The organism is Flavobacteriaceae bacterium HL-DH10, assembly GCA_031826515.1.
Taxonomy (GTDB): Bacteria; Bacteroidota; Bacteroidia; order Flavobacteriales; family Flavobacteriaceae; genus Thalassobellus; species Thalassobellus suaedae.
Genome location: CP134536.1, coordinates 1701182 through 1717897 on the forward strand (window position 1 = coordinate 1701182; position 16716 = coordinate 1717897).

The following is a 16716-nucleotide window of genomic DNA, read 5'->3' on the forward strand; positions in this document are numbered from 1 at the left end:
AATATCCGTAATTCATTAATAATAAAATGATTACGGATTTTTGCTTTTATTATATCTACGATTGAAAGGTATTTTAGATTCTTCTTAAATAATAAATACAGTTGATGGTTGAAAATATTAACCCCAATTATTAAGAATACAAAGGTAGTTTCTAGTTCCTTTTTTCTCCGCTTAAAAAGTCCTCATCTGAGGGCTTTTTTCATGTATGAAAGTTAATTATTATTTATAAATTCTCTGTTTTTACTAGACATTAAGGTCAATTAATTAATTCATCTAATTTGAATAGTAATTCTTTATCATTAGTCTAATTTGATTTGAATAAAAACTCATAAAGATGTAATTCTGCAAATTTATCATCTCCAATCTCCTAATAAATGGCCTTTTGAAATAAAAGGGAATATCTGAAATTTAACTCCAATACGCTATTAATGAATAAATTGTGAGCGGGGTATCATTGTAAAAACTTGTAAAAATATTTAATAATCACGGAAATGGCTCTTAAACGCCATTATTTAGACTACCTTATAAAAAAAGAAAATTTTTAAATGATTGGAAAATTAAGTAAATCGCAGGAACTCCTGAATCGAAGAAAGGAATCTGTGGCCAATGGCGTTGGTATTTTTAATAACGCTACAGTTAAAGATGCTAAAGGAGCCATCATTATTGATGCTGATGGGCGAGAACTTATTGATTTTGCTGGAGGAATTGGAGTGGTAAATGCAGGGCACTGCCCTGAACCCGTAGTTGCCGCAATAAGAGAACAGGCAGGGAAATATCTTCATACAAGTTTTAATGTTGTTACCTATGAACCTTATATAGAACTTTGTGAGGAATTAGCTGAAATTTTGCCCCACGGAGAAAAAACCAAGGTTATGCTAGTAAGTACTGGTGCCGAAGCTGTAGAGAACGCCATAAAAATTGCCAGACAAGCAACGAAACGACCTGCTGTTATTTGTTATACAGGCGCCTATCACGGGCGTACCATGATGGCCATGACATTAACCAGCAAGATAAGCTACAAATACGATTGTGGCCCCTTTGCTCCAGAGGTTTATAGGCTCCCTTTTCCAAATGTTTACCGTTATAAAGGGTCTAGGGGTGAGGCTACCTTTGTTAAAGAAGAACTCAAACGACTGCACGAAAGTGCCCTTAATTTAGTCGATGTAAAAAATGTCGCCGCTATTATTTTAGAACCTATACAAGGAGAAGGCGGGTTTAATGCGATACCACAAAAATATTTGGAAGGACTAAGAGCCTTTTGTGACGAGCATGGTATTATGCTTATAATGGATGAAGTTCAAAGTGGTTTTTGTAGAACAGGACATTGGGCTAGTTGGCAACATTATGGTATACAGCCGGATATAAGTACCTATGCTAAATCTATGGGGTCGGGTCTTCCTATTGCCGCCGTGGTGGGGCGCGCCGAGGTAATGGACGCTGCCGCTTCAGGCTCAATTGGCGGTACCTATATTGGTAGTCCAGTTTGTTGTGCTGCCGCTTTGGCCACTATTAAATATATGAAAAAGATTAATCTTAATCAAAAAGCAAAAGTTTTAGGAACGGATATTAAGAGGCGTTTAAAAAACTTGAAGAAGGTCTGTCCTGAAATTGGTGATGTAAGAGGAATTGGTGCCATGATTGCAATCGAGTTTGTAAAAAATAATGACCCTAGCCAACCTGATGCCGATTTGTGTTCCAAGATTGTGGAGGGGTGTTCAGAGAACGGTTTGATCCTTCTAAGTGCAGGCACGCATAAAAATATTATTAGAATACTATCCCCTTTGGTAATCACCCAACAACATCTGGACAAAGGAATGACAATTTTAGAAAACGAGATTAAAAAAGCTACAAAAAAATAAATATGAGACCATTCGCAATTGCAGGAATACAAATGAAAGTATCAGCTGTCGCTTCCAACGTGGAAATGATGAAGTTGAAAATTGACATTACCATGAACCTTTACCCATGGATTCAAATGATTATGTTTAGTGAACTTTGTGCTTATGGGCCATTGACCCATACAGCCCAACCAATTCCTAATAATTTTGAAGCGGAGATGCAGGCTATGGCCAAAAAATATGGGATATGGCTGCTCCCTGGTTCTATATTTGAAGAAAGTGAGGGCAAAATTTATAATACAGCCACGGTTATCAATCCCAAAGGTAAAATAGTGACGCGTTACCGCAAAATGTTTCCATTTTATCCTTACGAAACAGGGGTAACACCCGGACAGGATTTTTGCGTATTTGATGTGCCTAAGGTGGCAAGGTTTGGAGTTTCTATTTGTTATGACATGTGGTTTCCTGAAACTATTCGTACTTTAACCACTATGGGAGCCGAAGTCATTATGCATCCAACAATGTCGGGTACCATTGATCGTGATATCGAACTGTCTATAGTTAGGGCAATGGCTTCAGTAAACCAATGCTATTTCTTTGATGTTAATGGTTTAGATACTGGTGGATGTGGTCGTTCTATTGTTTGTGGACCTGACGGACGTATTTTACATCAGTCAGAAGGCACTGAGGAAATCATACCACTTGAACTGAATATTGGAATGGCAAAAAGAAGTCGGGAATTGGGTATTCTTCGCTTAGGGCAACCTCTAAAAAGTTTTCGTGACCATATACATTCAGGCCAATTTGGAATTTACCAACCTAATATACCCACGCCTTATTTAGATTCTTTAGGCCCATTGGTAAAACCTACGCGACTTGATAAAATTGCAGAATTGAAGATAAAAGAAAATTTATTGGCGCAACAAGCCTCACCCATCCATTATAAAGGGGATGGTTTAATTTAAATCGAAATATTATGGGTGGAATTCCAATGAGTAAAAATAAAAAATCAAATACAATTAAGGATTATGTGAGTTGGTTTGAAATACCGGCAATCGATTTTCAGCAAGCGGTACATTTCTATAACCATATATTCGGGATTGAAATGGAACAGAACATAACAGATGTTAATGCCATGGCCTTTTTTCCAGTTAAATCAGGTATTGGTGGAGCTGTAATTGCCAGTCCTGGATCTATACCTTCAGATACTGGACCATTGATCTATTTAAATGGAGGTAAAGATCTCAATAATGTGTTAAACAAAGTAGAAGAGGTCGGCGGACGCATAGTGATGTCAAAAACACTCATTAGTGAAGATGCTGGCTATTTTGCCATTTTTATAGATTCACAAGGAAACAAACTGGCCTTGCATTCAAAAAATTAAAATGTGACTAAGAATAAAACAAAAAGTGCACCTTATTATAATATCGGACAGCTTCGGGTTGATTATTGGAATAAATTAAAAATTGAAACCTCCGAACTTTCCCGTTGCAATAAAGGGTCTGCAAATGAAACAACCCATAAACAGAAAGTCGAAGGGCTACTCAAAGATTTAAAAGGAGTGGAATGTTTTTTCGCCTCTCCAGGAAAAGAGCGCTTGCAAAAACTCGAAAATGCCTTTTTAAGTCATGAATATGCATCCTTATCCAATTTGGTAGCTGAAACAACAAAACAATTGGTAGGCGATAGTTATAGAAGTAATCTTGAGTTTATTACTCAAGAAGAAAATAGTATTGAATCGCCAAGTGAAGACCAATATGATGGAGCTAGAAAAAATCACTTTGAGGTCTTGTTTGTTGACGAGATATCAGAACAAGAAGAGACCAAGCTTAGTAATAGCTTGAGATTACTTCGATCTTCCAATGATAAATTTACTTATGGTGTTGTAGTGCAAACCTCCTTTCAAGATGCCATGATTGCATTGCTTTTTAATTATAATATTCAAGCTGTCGTTGTTCGTTATGCACCTCCATACTATTCAAAGGGTATTGCTCCAATTATCAAACCCTATATCCAACAAGTAACAAAATTGGATTTCTCCTATAAATCCGAAACAGACCTCGGACCTTTAATAGGCTCGTTAATAAAGCAATTCAGATCAGAATTAGATGTTTATTATGTGACAGATACTTCATTGGGTCATTTAAAGGATAGTACATTAAAAGGTTTTAGGCGCATATTCTATCAGACCGAGGACATACAAGAACTGCACCTTACTATTATGCATGGCATTATGGAAAGATACAATACCCCTTTCTTTTCTGCCTTGGTTGAATACAGCCAAAAACCTACTGGGGTATTTCACGCCATGCCTATTTCTCGTGGTAATTCTGTTTTCAAATCGAGATGGATTAACGATTTTGGTGATTTTTATGGTCGTAATATGTTTTTGGCAGAAACATCTGCCACAACAGGTGGTCTAGACTCTTTATTACAGCCTACAGGCTCTATTAAAAAAGCACAGGAGATGGCGCGTGATGCCTATGGTTCACAATACACCTATTTTGTTACCAACGGAACATCTACAGCTAATAAAATAGTCATGCAGGCCTTGGTAAAACCTCATGATGTCGTACTTATTGATAGAGATTGCCATAAGTCGCATCACTACGGACTGGTGCTAGCTGGTGCCTATCCCGTTTATTTGGATTCCTATCCTATTGAAGAATACTCCATGTACGGAGCGGTTCCTTTAGAACAAATTAAAACCAAATTACTGCAATTAAAAGAGGCAGGAAGACTGGACAAAGTAAAAATGTTACTCTTAACCAACTGTACTTTTGACGGGCTTGTGTATAATGTAGAGAGGGTGATGGAACAAGTTCTCGCCATTAAACCAGATATGGTTTTTTTATGGGATGAAGCTTGGTTTGCTTTTGCAGGATTTGCATATAATTATAAGCAGCGTACTGGTATGTATACGGCCAACAAGCTTTATGAAAAATATAATAGTCCTAATTATAGAAAGCAGTATAATGAGCATATAAAAGAATTACGTGCAGGAGACCAATCATTATTACCCGATCCCGATAAAGTTCGGATACGGGTATATGCTACTCAAAGTACACACAAGACTTTAAGTAGCTTCAGACAGGGTTCCATGATTCATATTTGGGATGAGGATTTCCGAAGAATAACGGAAAACACATTTCTTGAAAGCTATATGACCCATACCTCTACCTCGCCTAACTACCAGATGTTGGCCTCACTCGATGTTGGAAGACGCCAAGTGCAACTAGAAGGATTTGAATTGGTTGAAAAGAGTATTGAAATGGCTATGGTACTTCGTGCCAAGGTAAATGATAATCCTCAGTTGAGTAAATACTTTGATGTCTTGACTGTACACGATTTTATTCCAGATAAATTTCGTCAAACTGGCCTTAAGGAATACTATACCAAACTTGAAGGTTGGAATCGGATGGACGAGGCTTGGGAAAAAGATGATTTTGTTCTGGATCCAACCAAAATCACCTTATATATTGGTAAAACAGGCGTTGATGGCGATACTTTTAAGAATAAATATTTAATGGATAAATTCAATATCCAAATCAACAAGACGTCTCGCAATACTGTATTATTCATGACCAATATTGGGACCACGAGAGGTAGTATTACCTATCTTATCAATGCGCTTTTAAAAATTACAGATGAATTGGATGATGAGTTAAAAGCACTGAATGACAGGGAAAGGGAAATTCGGGATAAAAGAATACACTCCTTAACCAAAGAAGTACCGCCATTACCAGATTTCAGTTATTTCCATCACTCATTTCAAGCAGTTCCTGGAGTTCCTGGAGGTAATTTGCGAGAAGCTTATTTCTTGGCTTATGACGAGGACAATTATGAATATATACCCTTAAATGAATGCTTGCCTATTATGGATACAGGAAGAAAATTAGTTGCTTCTACATTTGTAATTCCTTATCCGCCAGGTTTTCCTGTATTAGTTCCTGGGCAGGTAGTTAGCGACGAAATCATCAATTTTTTGACTGTACTTGATGTAAGCGAAATACACGGTTATCGTTCCGATTTAGGTCTTAGGATATTTAAAGAAAAGGTACTCAACAGGCATAAGGTCACCACTTCTATCGGTGGCATGTCTATTGGGAAAAATAAAAAACAATAAATTTAATCATTGAAAAATATTTATATGACAATTAAAAAAACAATAAACATAAAACAAGATATCAAACCAGTTGCCAAAAAAGCAATACCTGTAAAAAAGGCATCAAAAAAAAGGAAGTACTTAATGGTATACCAGATATAAGAAGATATTTCTATAAAAATGAAACACCACTTTATTTTATAAGTGCTACTAATTTTAATATGCTTGGTGCCGATGAATGGATAAAAGGATTTAAATTTATCTGCCATATTGAGTGCTTTGACGGTCAACACCCTAATGTATTTTCACCTCATGAGGAAATACCTCATGACGAATTCACAAGTATTGAAGATATTAATAACTATCTTTTGCAACATCCAGAGGTTCAAGCATATTTGAACCATAGAAAAAAAGGGAAATCTGCGGGAAAGGCCATGTTTCTAATGTTTGATGAAACGACTGAGAAGCTGGCTAAAAAATTAGGACTTGAAATAATGTTCCCTACTGCAAAGATGCGAACCTTAATGGACAACAAGGTAAATACAAATAGAATTGCCGAAAAAGCAGGTGTGCCTTGCGTGCCTTATGTGCTATCACCTGTTGAAGATTATGCACACCTGAATAAAGTTTCCAAAATTCTTGGTACTGATTTAGTCATTCAAACTCCTTTTGGCGATTCAGGTCATACCACATTTTTTATTTCCAATGAGGAAGAATTCAAAAAATATGAAGAGGAGATAGTTAAAGAAAAAGAAGTTAAAATAATGAAACGTATCAATTGCAAAGGTTCAGCTATCGAAGCCTGCGTTACCAGACACGGAACCATTGTAGCTCCTTTAATGACGGAACTTGTTGGTTTTAAAGAGTTGACTCCTTACAAAGGGGGTTGGTGTGGAAACGAAATTTATCCCAATGCATTTAGTCCTGAAATTCGTGAAAAGGCAACAAAATACACCAATCTTTTCGGTAATCAATTAAGAAAAGAAGGTTACAAAGGCTATTTTGAGCTGGATTTTTTGATCGATCAGGATAATGGTGAAGTTTATCTAGGCGAATTAAACCCTAGGGTTACGGGAGCAAGCTCTATTACTAATCATGCCGTTTTTGCCTTGGCAGATGCGCCTCTTTTTGTATTCCATATTTTGGAATGGATGGATGTGGAGTATGACTTAAACATCAAAGAATTAAATGAGCGATGGGCAAGACAAGAAAATATAGATGGGTGGAGTCAATTGATTATCAAACACACCAAAGATACTATTGAGTATGTTTCTGAAGCCCCAAAATCTGGTATATATAAAATGTTTGATAATGGTCACATACAATTTGACAGAATGGATACCCACAGAAGAGCTGTAGAGACGGAAAACGAAGCGTTTTTCCTCCATATAGCTAAAGAAGGAGATTATTTATATGAAGGGGCCGATATGGGTATTTTAGTCTCAAGGGGCCGTATGATGACCAATGATTTCAAGCTAAACGCACGTGCAAAAAATTGGATAAATGCCATTAGCGGTAAATATGTCTCTCAGATTACTGAAGATAAACGTGAAGAAATTGTTCTTAGTGGAAGTCTAACAAAATAATATGGAATTTAAAAGTATTAACCCTTATAACGGAAAGCAAGTAGGATTATATAAAGCACTTACTCAAGAAGCATTGGTTGAAAAGCTTAATAGAAGCCAAATCGCTTTTGAATCTTGGCGAAATGTTCCTCTTGCGGAGCGTTGTAATCTCATTAAAAAGGCAGGACAAGTGTTGCGTGATAATGTTGAAGCGTATGCCCAAATGATTACGTTGGAGATGGGGAAACCAATTTCGGAGTCAAGGACAGAAGTGAACAAATGCGCTTGGGTTTGCGATTATTATGGCGAAAATGCTCCCGTGTTCCTTGAGGATCAATCTATAATCACAGAAGCAGAACAAAGTTTTGTGCGGCATGATCCTATTGGAGGGGTTTTAGCAATTATGCCTTGGAATTTTCCTTTTTGGCAAGTTTTTAGATATGCTGCTCCATCGCTGACAGCCGGTAATACTGGTTTGTTGAAACATGCCCCGAACGTTTTCGGCTGCGCCCAACAAATTGAGGATGTATTTACCAAAGCAGGGTATCCTTCCTATGTTTTTCAGAACCTGATTGTTCATCATGATCAAACTGAACTAATTATTTCCAATGATGCAGTAAAAGCAATAACGCTAACTGGGAGTGAAAGAGCTGGTTCTGCAGTAGCGGAAATAGCTGGACGACAAATAAAGAAAAGCGTGCTAGAGCTCGGCGGAAGCAATGCCTTTATCGTTTGGGAAGATGCAGATATAGATAAAAGCGTCCAAATAGCACTTACTGCCCGTATGCTCAATTGCGGCCAAAGTTGCATTGCAGCAAAGCGCTTTATTTTAATGGAAAGTATCTACAAAGAATTCGTTCAGAAATTCACTAAAGCTGTCAAGGACTTAAAACGAGGAGATCCATTGAACGAAAATACCACCATAGGTCCACTTGCTAGGCTTGATCTTGCCAATCAATTGAATAAACAAGTGAGAGAATCCGTTGTACAAGGTGCTCAACTTTTACTTGGTGGCAATCAAAACGGGTGTTATCACGAACCAACCATTTTGGGTGATGTGGTGCCTGGTATGGCTGCATTCGATCAAGAAACTTTTGGGCCATTAGCAGCTATGGTTAAAGCCAAAAGTATAGATCATGCATTTAAGCTCTCGGAAAATTCCAGCTATGGCCTTGGCGTAACGGTGTGTACAAAAAATACAGAGAAGGCATTAAAATATGCAAACAGAGTTAGCGATGGTGCGTATTTCATTAACGAATTGGTTAGATCGGATCCCAGATTACCTTTTGGTGGGACCAAAAACTCTGGATATGGACGTGAATTGGGAAAAGATGGGATGATGGAATTTATAAATCGAAAAGTAGTCTATGTTAAGTATTAAATAAAGCCATAGAATGTAGTTATAGTCCAAAATTATCCAAATACAAACAATATTGCAAACCTCTTAAACTTCTTATTATATTTGGTGTTAAAGGTGTTTCTCTAAGTTTTTTAATAAAAAGGTTAATGTGTAATTTTGGATAAAAGTGGTACAATTGGGACCACTTTTACAGATTGTAAAGCCTTTCATTTTTTTGAAAGGCTTTTTTTGTTTTTATAAAGACTTAACTTTTATTAGAATAAAAAAAGCTTTTATAAACTTCTCTACATTTTTATATTTAATATATTTGTCTAGTCAATAAAGAATGAGGGATTATTTTTTATATACACATACTTTTAAGGTATAAAACAGTTTTTAACTAATGTTAATTGAAACAGAAAAATGTGCTTTTCGTCTGATTTTTTTGTTGTTTCATAGATGTTTTTAGGTGGATTTAGCCGTGTTTATTTTTATTACTCGCTTTTTTTAATATTTTTGTCTTTATAATGACAATACAAAATAAAAGAATAATTGCCTCAATCTTATTTGTATTAATAAGTTTTGTATGTGCTTCTCAAATGCCTAGTGTTGAACCACCACCTCCTGGGACACCACCACCTGGTCTACCTATTGATGAGTATGTATTAATTGGTATAGCTTTCGCTTTATTTTATGGGGTTAGAAAATTATTACTTCAAAAAGCTAATAATAATTAAGATTCCTTATTTAGCTCTAAAAGTTTAGCCACATATTTTCCCAAAACATCAAACTCTAAATTAACAACAGTTCCTTTTATAAAGGTGTGAAAGTTAGTATACTCATAAGTATAGGGTATAATAGCCACATTAAAACTATCTTTTTTTGAGTTAACAACCGTTAAACTTGTTCCATTTATGGTTATGGAACCTTTTTCAATAGTTATATTATTTAAACTAGAATCGTAACTAAAAGTAAACACCCAACTGCCATTTGCTTCTTCAACGTTAGTACATATAGCTGTTTGATCTACATGACCTTGTACAATATGCCCGTCAAGCCTATCTCCAAGCATCATAGCACGCTCTAAGTTTACCTTGTCGTTAATCTCTATTGTCCCTAGATTCGTTTTGTCTAATGTTTCTTTAATAGCTGTAACGGTGTATAAATCCTCAACTATTTTTACAACAGTTAAACAAACACCATTATGTGCTACGCTTTGATCTACTTTTAACTCTTTTGTTATAGGGCTTTTAATGGTGATATGAAGATTGTCTAATTCTTTTTTTAAACCTGAAACGACACCAATATTTTCAATAATTCCAGTAAACATATTATTATCTGTTTATTTAGTTAAATTTGTATCATCAAAATTACGAACAAAACTTATCATTTTTAATGAATAAAGCAGAAAATATAATAGTAGGAATATCAATAGGTGACTTAAATGGTATTGGCGGAGAAATAGTTTTAAAAACATTTGAAGATGAAAGAATTCTAGATTTCTGTACACCAGTAATTTTTGCATCTATTAAATCTATGAGTTTTTTAAAAACACATTTTAAGTCAACAATTAATTTTCATAGCATAAATAGTATAAATCAAGTTGCTTCTGGAAAGGTGAATGTTTTTAACTGTTGGAAAGAACCTGTAAATATTGATTTTGGAAAAGAAGATACTAAGATTGGAGAGTTTGCTATAAAATCTTTAGCATCAGTAACAAAAGCTTTAAAAAATGGCGATGTAGATGTTTTAGTTACTGCGCCAATTAATAAGCATAATATTCAATCGGAAGAATTTAATTTTCCTGGACATACCGATTATTTGGCACAAGAATTAGAAGGGGAAAGTTTAATGTTTATGGTTACCGATACTTTAAGAGTAGGATTGTTAACAGACCATGTACCAGTAAAAGACATATCAAAGCATATCACATCAGAATTAATTGAAAAGAAAATAAATACGGTTTATAATTCACTTTTAAAAGATTTTAAAATAGGTAGACCAAAAATAGCCGTTTTAGGAATTAATCCACACACAGGAGATAGCGGTGTTATTGGAACAGAAGATGATGATGTATTAAGACCAACACTTAAAAAAATTAAAGATACAGGGAAATTGGTTTACGGTCCTTATGCCGCCGATAGCTTTTTTGGTTCTAATAATTACAAAAATTTTGACGCTATTATTGCATCATATCACGATCAAGGTTTAATTCCTTTTAAGACATTATCATTTGGTCAAGGTGTAAATTATACTGCAGGTCTAAATAAAGTAAGAACATCTCCAGATCATGGAACGGCTTATGAAATAGCTGGAAAAGGAGAAGCTGATGAGAATTCATTTAAAGAAGCACTTTATACAGCGATACAAATTTTTAAAAATAGATGTGATTATGAGGAGATTACTTCAAATCAGTTAAAAAAAGCACCTAGAATAGAGCGCAAACAAAGACCTAATTAACCTTCAAGATATTTAATGTGTAAAGAACATTTTACATTAAAAAAATAAAATTTTTCGAGGATTAAAGATATAAACAAAAAAATGTTTATAAGTACTGTCACGTAAATAAAAATTTATATATTTGCAGGCTCAAAATAGATGTGATAATGAAGCCATTAAAAGAGTTTACAATTCCATTTGTAGGGTTAAAGGTAGGAAAGCATCAATTTGAGTATGAAATTAGTGAAACGTTCTTTGAATATTTTGAGTATGAAGATTTTAACAATGTAGATGTTAAAGTAGATCTTGTTTTAGAAAAAAAGACAACTTTACTTGAATTACATTTTAAAATTTCTGGATTTGTTAATATTAATTGCGATCTAACTAACGAACCCTATAATCAAACCATTGAAAATGAATTTGATTTAGTCGTTAATTTTGGTGATGAATATAATGATGAAAATATTGATATTCTTATTATCCCTCATGGGACATATGAAATTAATATACAGCAATATATTTATGAATTAATAGTACTAGCTGTACCAATTAAGCGTGTTCACCCTGGAGTTGAAGATGGCACATTAAATTCAGAAATACTTGAAAAATTAGAACAATTAAGCCCTGGGCTTAAAGAAGAAAAACAAAAAGAAGAGGATATTGATCCTCGCTGGAATACATTAAAAAAACTATTAACGGATAAATAAATATAGAAAATGGCACATCCTAAAAGAAAAATCTCGAAAACAAGAAGAGATAAAAGAAGAACACATTATAAAGCAACTGCGCCACAGATTGCTACATGCCCTACAACAGGTGAGGCTCATTTATATCATAGAGCTCATTGGCATGAAGGAAAATTATATTATAGAGGTCAAGTATTAATTGATAACTCTGAAGAAGTAGAAAACGTAGCATAAATAATATGCACGCATATTATAAAACGCTCATTGTATGAGCGTTTTTTTTATGATATGACTTTTCTAAAGACAAAAACAGATAATTTGTGTGTTATTAAAGTAAAATTTAGTAGTTTTCACAAAATTTTGAACGTTTTTGTCCAATTTTAGTAATTTTTTGTTAGAATTAACTATAAAGTTATGAGTAAAATCTCAGCGGCGATTACAGCTGTAGGTGCATATGTGCCAGAATACGTATTAACCAACCAAATTCTTGAAACGATGGTTGATACAAATGATGAATGGATTACCTCTAGGACAGGAATTAAAGAACGTCGAATTCTTAAAGACGAAGGAAAAGGAACTTCTTTCCTTGCTATTAAAGCAGCACAAGACCTTATTAATAAAAAAGGAATTGACCCTAAAGATATAGAGATTGTTATTGTTGCTACAGCAACTCCAGATATGAAAGCAGCTTCAACTGCTGCTTATACTGCTTCAGAGATTGGTGCTACTAATGCATTTTCTTTTGATATGGATGCAGCATGTTCAAGCTTTTTGTTTGGGATGTCAGTAGCTGCTAGTTATATAGAATCTGGTCGTTATAAAAATGTCTTATTAATTGGTGCCGATAAAATGTCATCAATAATTAATTATAAAGATCGAGCTACTTGTATTATCTTTGGAGATGGAGCAGGTGCTGTTTTATTTGAAGGCAATGACGAAGGTTTAGGTTTACAAGACGAATACCTAAGAAGTGATGGAACTGGTAGAGAGTTTTTACAAGCTACTTACGGAGGGTCTTCACACAAGTTAACTGCAGAAATATTAGAAGAAGGCGGGCAATATGCTTTTCAAGAAGGTAGAACAGTATTTAAAAATGCGGTGTTTAATATGGCCGATGCTGCAGTTAAAATATTAGAACGTAATAATTTAACAAAAGATAGTGTAGATTGGCTTGCAGCACATCAAGCAAATAAGCGTATTATTGATGCTACTGCCCAACGCATAGAATTAGATGACGAAAAAGTAATGATGAATATAGAAAAGTACGGAAATACAACTTCTGCTACTTTACCATTACTGATTAACGATTACGAATCGCAACTTAAAAAAGGAGATAATATAATATTCGCAGCCTTTGGAGGCGGATTTAATTGGGGGTCTATTTATTTAAAATGGGCATATAATTCTAAAAACTAACCAAACCAAAGTAATTAATTAGCAAAATCATGGATATTAAAGAGATTCAAAACTTAATTAAATTTGTTGCCAAGTCTGGCGCAAGTGAAGTTAAATTAGAGATGGATGATATCAAAATCACCATAAAAACAGGATCAGAGTCAGATACAACTATTGTACACCAAGTTCCTGCTGCTCAAATGCCTCAACTAGCACACCAAGTTCCTGTGCAACCTGCTGCAACAGAACAAGCACCTTCAGCTAGTGAACCAGTAGCTGTTGCTAGTGAAGATTCAAAATATATTACTATAAAATCACCAATTATTGGTACTTTCTATAGAAAACCATCACCAGATAAACCTTTATTTGTTGAGGTAGGACAAACTATTGCCGAAGGCGATGTACTTTGTATTATAGAAGCTATGAAACTTTTCAATGAAATTGAATCAGAAGTTTCAGGGAAAATAGTTAAAATATTAGTTGACGATTCATCTCCTGTAGAATTCGATCAACCATTATTTTTAGTAGATCCATCATAACCTATTAAAAATTCCAATATACAAATCCCTAAATCCAATATTTGGAATTTGGCGATTGGAATTTGTAATTTTTAATTCAAGAAGTTATGTTTAAAAAAATATTAATAGCCAATAGAGGAGAAATAGCACTTCGTGTTATTAGAACCTGTAAAGAAATGGGCATTAAAACAGTTGCTGTATATTCTACGGCAGATGCAGAAAGTTTACATGTAAAGTTTGCTGATGAAGCTGTTTGTATAGGACCTGCTGCAAGTAGTGAGTCTTATTTAAAAATGTCTAATATTATTGCTGCTGCCGAAATTACTAATGCAGATGCCATTCATCCTGGATACGGATTTTTATCAGAAAATGCTAAATTTTCAAAAATTTGTGAAGAGCACGGAATTAAATTCATAGGTGCATCGCCAGAGATGATAGATAGAATGGGCGATAAAGCAAACGCCAAAGAAACCATGAAAGCTGCAGGTGTACCTTGTGTACCAGGTAGTGAAGGAGTTATAAAAGACTTTTCTGAATGTGAAAAATTAGCCAAGGAAACAGGATATCCTGTAATGCTTAAGGCTTCTGCTGGAGGTGGAGGAAAAGGTATGCGTGGTGTTTTTAAACCAGAAAATTTAAAAGAAGCTTGGGATTCTGCAAGACAAGAAAGTAAAGCTGCCTTTGGAAATGACGATATGTATATGGAAAAGCTTATTGAAGAGCCAAGACATATCGAAATTCAAATTGTTGGTGATTCTACTGGAAAAGCTTGTCATTTATCAGAAAGAGATTGTTCTATTCAACGTCGTCATCAAAAGTTAACAGAAGAAGTGCCTTCTCCTTTTATGACCGATGAACTTAGAGAAAAAATGGGAGAAGCTGCAGTAAAAGCTGCTGAATATATTAAATACGAAGGTGCAGGTACTATAGAATTTTTAGTAGATAAGCATCGTAATTTCTACTTTATGGAAATGAATACTCGTATTCAAGTAGAGCACCCAATTACAGAGCAAGTGATAGATTTCGATTTAATTCGTGAGCAAATTCTAGTCGCAGCAGGTGTGCCAATTTCTGGTAAAAATTATTTTCCAAAATTACACTCTATAGAATGTCGTATTAATGCCGAAGATCCTTTTAATGGGTTTAGACCTTCACCAGGACGTATTACTACATTACACGCACCAGGAGGTCATGGTGTACGTTTAGATACGCATGTTTATGCAGGTTATTCTATTCCGCCAAATTATGACTCTATGATTGCTAAGTTAATTACAACAGCGCAAACAAGAGAAGAGGCCATTAATAAAATGAAACGTGCTTTGGACGAGTTTGTAATAGAAGGCATAAAAACAACTATTCCGTTTCATAGACAACTTATGGATCATCCAGATTATTTAGCAGGTAATTATACTACTAAGTTTATGGAAGATTTTGTGATAGAAAAAGAAATCATTGAAGAATAAATAATCAAGACTCCGAAAGCAATTTCGGAGTTTTTTTTGGCGTTACCCAAGGGTCGGGCTATCCACTATATCTTTTGTTTTGTCATTCCTGAGAAGGCAGGAATCTATAAAAAGTCAAAAACTTGTTTTTTAAGTTCGTTTTATTCTAAAAGAAAACAAAAGGATGCCGTTTCTATCCCTAACGCAACCCAAAACTTCAATTTAAAATTCTAACTTAGCTTCATGAATTTGTCTTATTGGGAAATAAAATCATGGCTAACAAATATAGACTATACTATAGTTGGCAGTGGTATTGTAGGTCTTAATTGTGCTTTACAACTTAAAATACGTTTTCCAAAAGCTAAAATTTTAATATTAGAAAAAGGGATATTACCACAAGGAGCAAGTACAAAAAATGCAGGATTTGCATGTTTTGGAAGCCTAAGCGAAATACTAGATGACTTAAAATCACATTCTAAAGAAGAAGTAATTCAACTCCTAGAAAAACGCGTAAATGGCTTAAACTTATTAAGAGAGACTTTAGGAGACAAAATCATTAATTATGAAAATAATGGTGGTTATGAATTGTTTATTAATGGAGATAATACTCTTTTTGAAACCTGTTTGTCTCAATTAGAAAGCATAAATAAAATGCTAAAGCCTATTTTTAATATTGCTGTTTTTAGTTTAAAAGACAATAGTTTTCATTTTAAAAACATAAAAGCACAGTATATTTTTAATCCGTTTGAAGGTCAATTAGATACTGGAAAAATGATGGAAGCATTGCTCCAAAAAACACAAGCAAAAGGTGTTAAAATTTTAAATAATATTACAGTAGAAAGTTTTTCAGAAGTTACAGGTTCTGTAAAAATAAAAACCAATCTATTTGAGTTTTCAAGCTCAAAACTATTTATAGCAACTAACGGATTTGCGTCACAACTTTTAAAAGAAAACGTAAAACCAGCACGTGCTCAGGTTCTTATTACCAAGCCTATTAAAAATTTACATATAAAAGGCACATTTCACTTAGATAAAGGGTATTATTACTTTAGAAATATAGATGATAGAATTCTTTTAGGTGGTGGTAGAAATTTAGATTTTAAAGGCGAAGAAACAACCGAGTTAAATCAAACCGAATTAATTCAAAACAAGTTAGAAGCACTTTTAAAAAAAACGATTTTACCAGAAACTTCTTTTGAAATAGATTACAGGTGGAGTGGTATTATGGGAATTGGCTCGCGAGAGCTTTCAGGACAAAAAAAGGCCATTGTAAAGCAAGTGTCTAATTATGTATTTTGTGGTGTACGGCTTGGAGGTATGGGCGTAGCTATTGGGAGTTTAATAGGAAAAGAATTAGCAGAACTAATTCCTGCATAGGCAGGAATCTTT

At 34.5% G+C, this 16716-nt stretch carries 15 protein-coding genes; 14 read left to right on the forward strand and 1 reads right to left on the reverse strand.

The window, feature by feature from the left end; genetic code table 11:
• The first annotated feature begins 545 nt into the window (after nucleotides 1–545).
• The 7 genes from RHP49_07410 (at nucleotide 546) to RHP49_07440 (ending at nucleotide 9584) form a co-directional block, all read left to right on the forward strand.
• Complete coding sequence (locus RHP49_07410; protein WNH14073.1) at nucleotides 546–1859, forward strand: aspartate aminotransferase family protein; 1314 nt, start codon at nucleotides 546–548, stop codon at nucleotides 1857–1859.
• A 2-nt stretch (nucleotides 1860–1861) separates the two neighbouring features.
• On the forward strand, nucleotides 1862–2803 hold the full coding sequence (locus RHP49_07415) for a carbon-nitrogen hydrolase family protein (GenBank protein WNH14074.1): 942 nt from the start codon (nucleotides 1862–1864) through the stop codon (nucleotides 2801–2803).
• An 11-nt stretch (nucleotides 2804–2814) separates the two neighbouring features.
• Nucleotides 2815–3222 (forward strand): VOC family protein, encoded by a 408-nt coding sequence (locus tag RHP49_07420; protein WNH14075.1) that lies wholly within the window; start codon nucleotides 2815–2817, stop codon nucleotides 3220–3222.
• 3 nt (nucleotides 3223–3225) lie between these two features.
• Entirely contained in the window at nucleotides 3226–5964 is a 2739-nt protein-coding gene (locus RHP49_07425; GenBank protein WNH14076.1) for an aminotransferase class I/II-fold pyridoxal phosphate-dependent enzyme, read from the forward strand.
• A gap of 101 nt (nucleotides 5965–6065) precedes the next feature.
• Nucleotides 6066–7529, forward strand: a complete 1464-nt coding sequence (locus RHP49_07430; protein ID WNH14394.1) for a biotin carboxylase — start codon at nucleotides 6066–6068, stop codon at nucleotides 7527–7529.
• Nucleotide 7530: 1 nt separating this feature from the next.
• Entirely contained in the window at nucleotides 7531–8889 is a 1359-nt protein-coding gene (locus RHP49_07435) for an NAD-dependent succinate-semialdehyde dehydrogenase (GenBank protein WNH14077.1), read from the forward strand.
• A gap of 485 nt (nucleotides 8890–9374) precedes the next feature.
• Nucleotides 9375–9584 carry a hypothetical protein gene (locus tag RHP49_07440; GenBank protein ID WNH14078.1) on the forward strand — a complete coding sequence of 70 codons (210 nt, stop codon included), beginning with the start codon at nucleotides 9375–9377 and terminating at the stop codon, nucleotides 9582–9584.
• Here RHP49_07440 and RHP49_07445 read toward each other — a convergent pair.
• On the reverse strand, nucleotides 9581–10177 hold the full coding sequence (locus tag RHP49_07445; protein WNH14079.1) for a riboflavin synthase: 597 nt from the start codon (nucleotides 10175–10177) through the stop codon (nucleotides 9581–9583). The two genes, RHP49_07440 and RHP49_07445, sit on opposite strands and share 4 nt — an antisense overlap.
• A gap of 65 nt (nucleotides 10178–10242) precedes the next feature.
• On the opposite strand from RHP49_07445, the gene pdxA reads away from it, so the two are divergent.
• The 7 genes from pdxA (at nucleotide 10243) to RHP49_07480 (ending at nucleotide 16704) form a co-directional block, all read left to right on the forward strand.
• Nucleotides 10243–11307 carry a 4-hydroxythreonine-4-phosphate dehydrogenase PdxA gene (pdxA, locus tag RHP49_07450; protein WNH14080.1) on the forward strand — a complete coding sequence of 355 codons (1065 nt, stop codon included), beginning with the start codon at nucleotides 10243–10245 and terminating at the stop codon, nucleotides 11305–11307.
• 146 nt (nucleotides 11308–11453) lie between these two features.
• Nucleotides 11454–11993: a DUF177 domain-containing protein gene (locus tag RHP49_07455; GenBank protein ID WNH14081.1), complete on the forward strand. Its 540-nt coding sequence runs from the start codon at nucleotides 11454–11456 to the stop codon at nucleotides 11991–11993.
• A 9-nt stretch (nucleotides 11994–12002) separates the two neighbouring features.
• Nucleotides 12003–12206 carry a 50S ribosomal protein L32 gene (rpmF, locus tag RHP49_07460; GenBank protein ID WNH14082.1) on the forward strand — a complete coding sequence of 68 codons (204 nt, stop codon included), beginning with the start codon at nucleotides 12003–12005 and terminating at the stop codon, nucleotides 12204–12206.
• 180 nt (nucleotides 12207–12386) lie between these two features.
• Nucleotides 12387–13388 carry a beta-ketoacyl-ACP synthase III gene (locus tag RHP49_07465; GenBank protein WNH14083.1) on the forward strand — a complete coding sequence of 334 codons (1002 nt, stop codon included), beginning with the start codon at nucleotides 12387–12389 and terminating at the stop codon, nucleotides 13386–13388.
• 29 nt (nucleotides 13389–13417) lie between these two features.
• A complete protein-coding gene (accB, locus tag RHP49_07470) occupies nucleotides 13418–13906 on the forward strand; it encodes an acetyl-CoA carboxylase biotin carboxyl carrier protein (GenBank protein WNH14084.1) in 489 nt (162 codons plus the stop codon).
• 86 nt (nucleotides 13907–13992) lie between these two features.
• Nucleotides 13993–15348, forward strand: a complete 1356-nt coding sequence (gene accC, locus RHP49_07475) for an acetyl-CoA carboxylase biotin carboxylase subunit (GenBank protein ID WNH14085.1) — start codon at nucleotides 13993–13995, stop codon at nucleotides 15346–15348.
• A gap of 222 nt (nucleotides 15349–15570) precedes the next feature.
• Nucleotides 15571–16704 (forward strand): FAD-dependent oxidoreductase, encoded by a 1134-nt coding sequence (locus RHP49_07480; protein WNH14086.1) that lies wholly within the window; start codon nucleotides 15571–15573, stop codon nucleotides 16702–16704.
• Nucleotides 16705–16716: the final 12 nt, after the last annotated feature.

Bases quoted from the DNA above. Each gene is read 5' to 3' on its own strand.
- RHP49_07410 (WNH14073.1), top strand. From the start codon at position 546: ATGATTGGAAAATTAAGTAAATCGCAGGAACTCCTGAATCGAAGAAAG.
- RHP49_07415 (WNH14074.1), top strand. From the start codon at position 1,862: ATGAGACCATTCGCAATTGCAGGAATACAAATGAAAGTATCAGCTGTC.
- RHP49_07420 (WNH14075.1), top strand. From the start codon at position 2,815: ATGGGTGGAATTCCAATGAGTAAAAATAAAAAATCAAATACAATTAAG.
- RHP49_07435 (WNH14077.1), top strand. From the start codon at position 7,531: ATGGAATTTAAAAGTATTAACCCTTATAACGGAAAGCAAGTAGGATTA.
- RHP49_07440 (WNH14078.1), top strand. From the start codon at position 9,375: ATGACAATACAAAATAAAAGAATAATTGCCTCAATCTTATTTGTATTA.
- RHP49_07445 (WNH14079.1), bottom strand. From the start codon at position 10,177: ATGTTTACTGGAATTATTGAAAATATTGGTGTCGTTTCAGGTTTAAAA.
- pdxA (WNH14080.1), top strand. From the start codon at position 10,243: ATGAATAAAGCAGAAAATATAATAGTAGGAATATCAATAGGTGACTTA.
- RHP49_07455 (WNH14081.1), top strand. From the start codon at position 11,454: ATGAAGCCATTAAAAGAGTTTACAATTCCATTTGTAGGGTTAAAGGTA.
- rpmF (WNH14082.1), top strand. From the start codon at position 12,003: ATGGCACATCCTAAAAGAAAAATCTCGAAAACAAGAAGAGATAAAAGA.
- RHP49_07465 (WNH14083.1), top strand. From the start codon at position 12,387: ATGAGTAAAATCTCAGCGGCGATTACAGCTGTAGGTGCATATGTGCCA.
- accB (WNH14084.1), top strand. From the start codon at position 13,418: ATGGATATTAAAGAGATTCAAAACTTAATTAAATTTGTTGCCAAGTCT.
- accC (WNH14085.1), top strand. From the start codon at position 13,993: ATGTTTAAAAAAATATTAATAGCCAATAGAGGAGAAATAGCACTTCGT.
- RHP49_07480 (WNH14086.1), top strand. From the start codon at position 15,571: ATGAATTTGTCTTATTGGGAAATAAAATCATGGCTAACAAATATAGAC.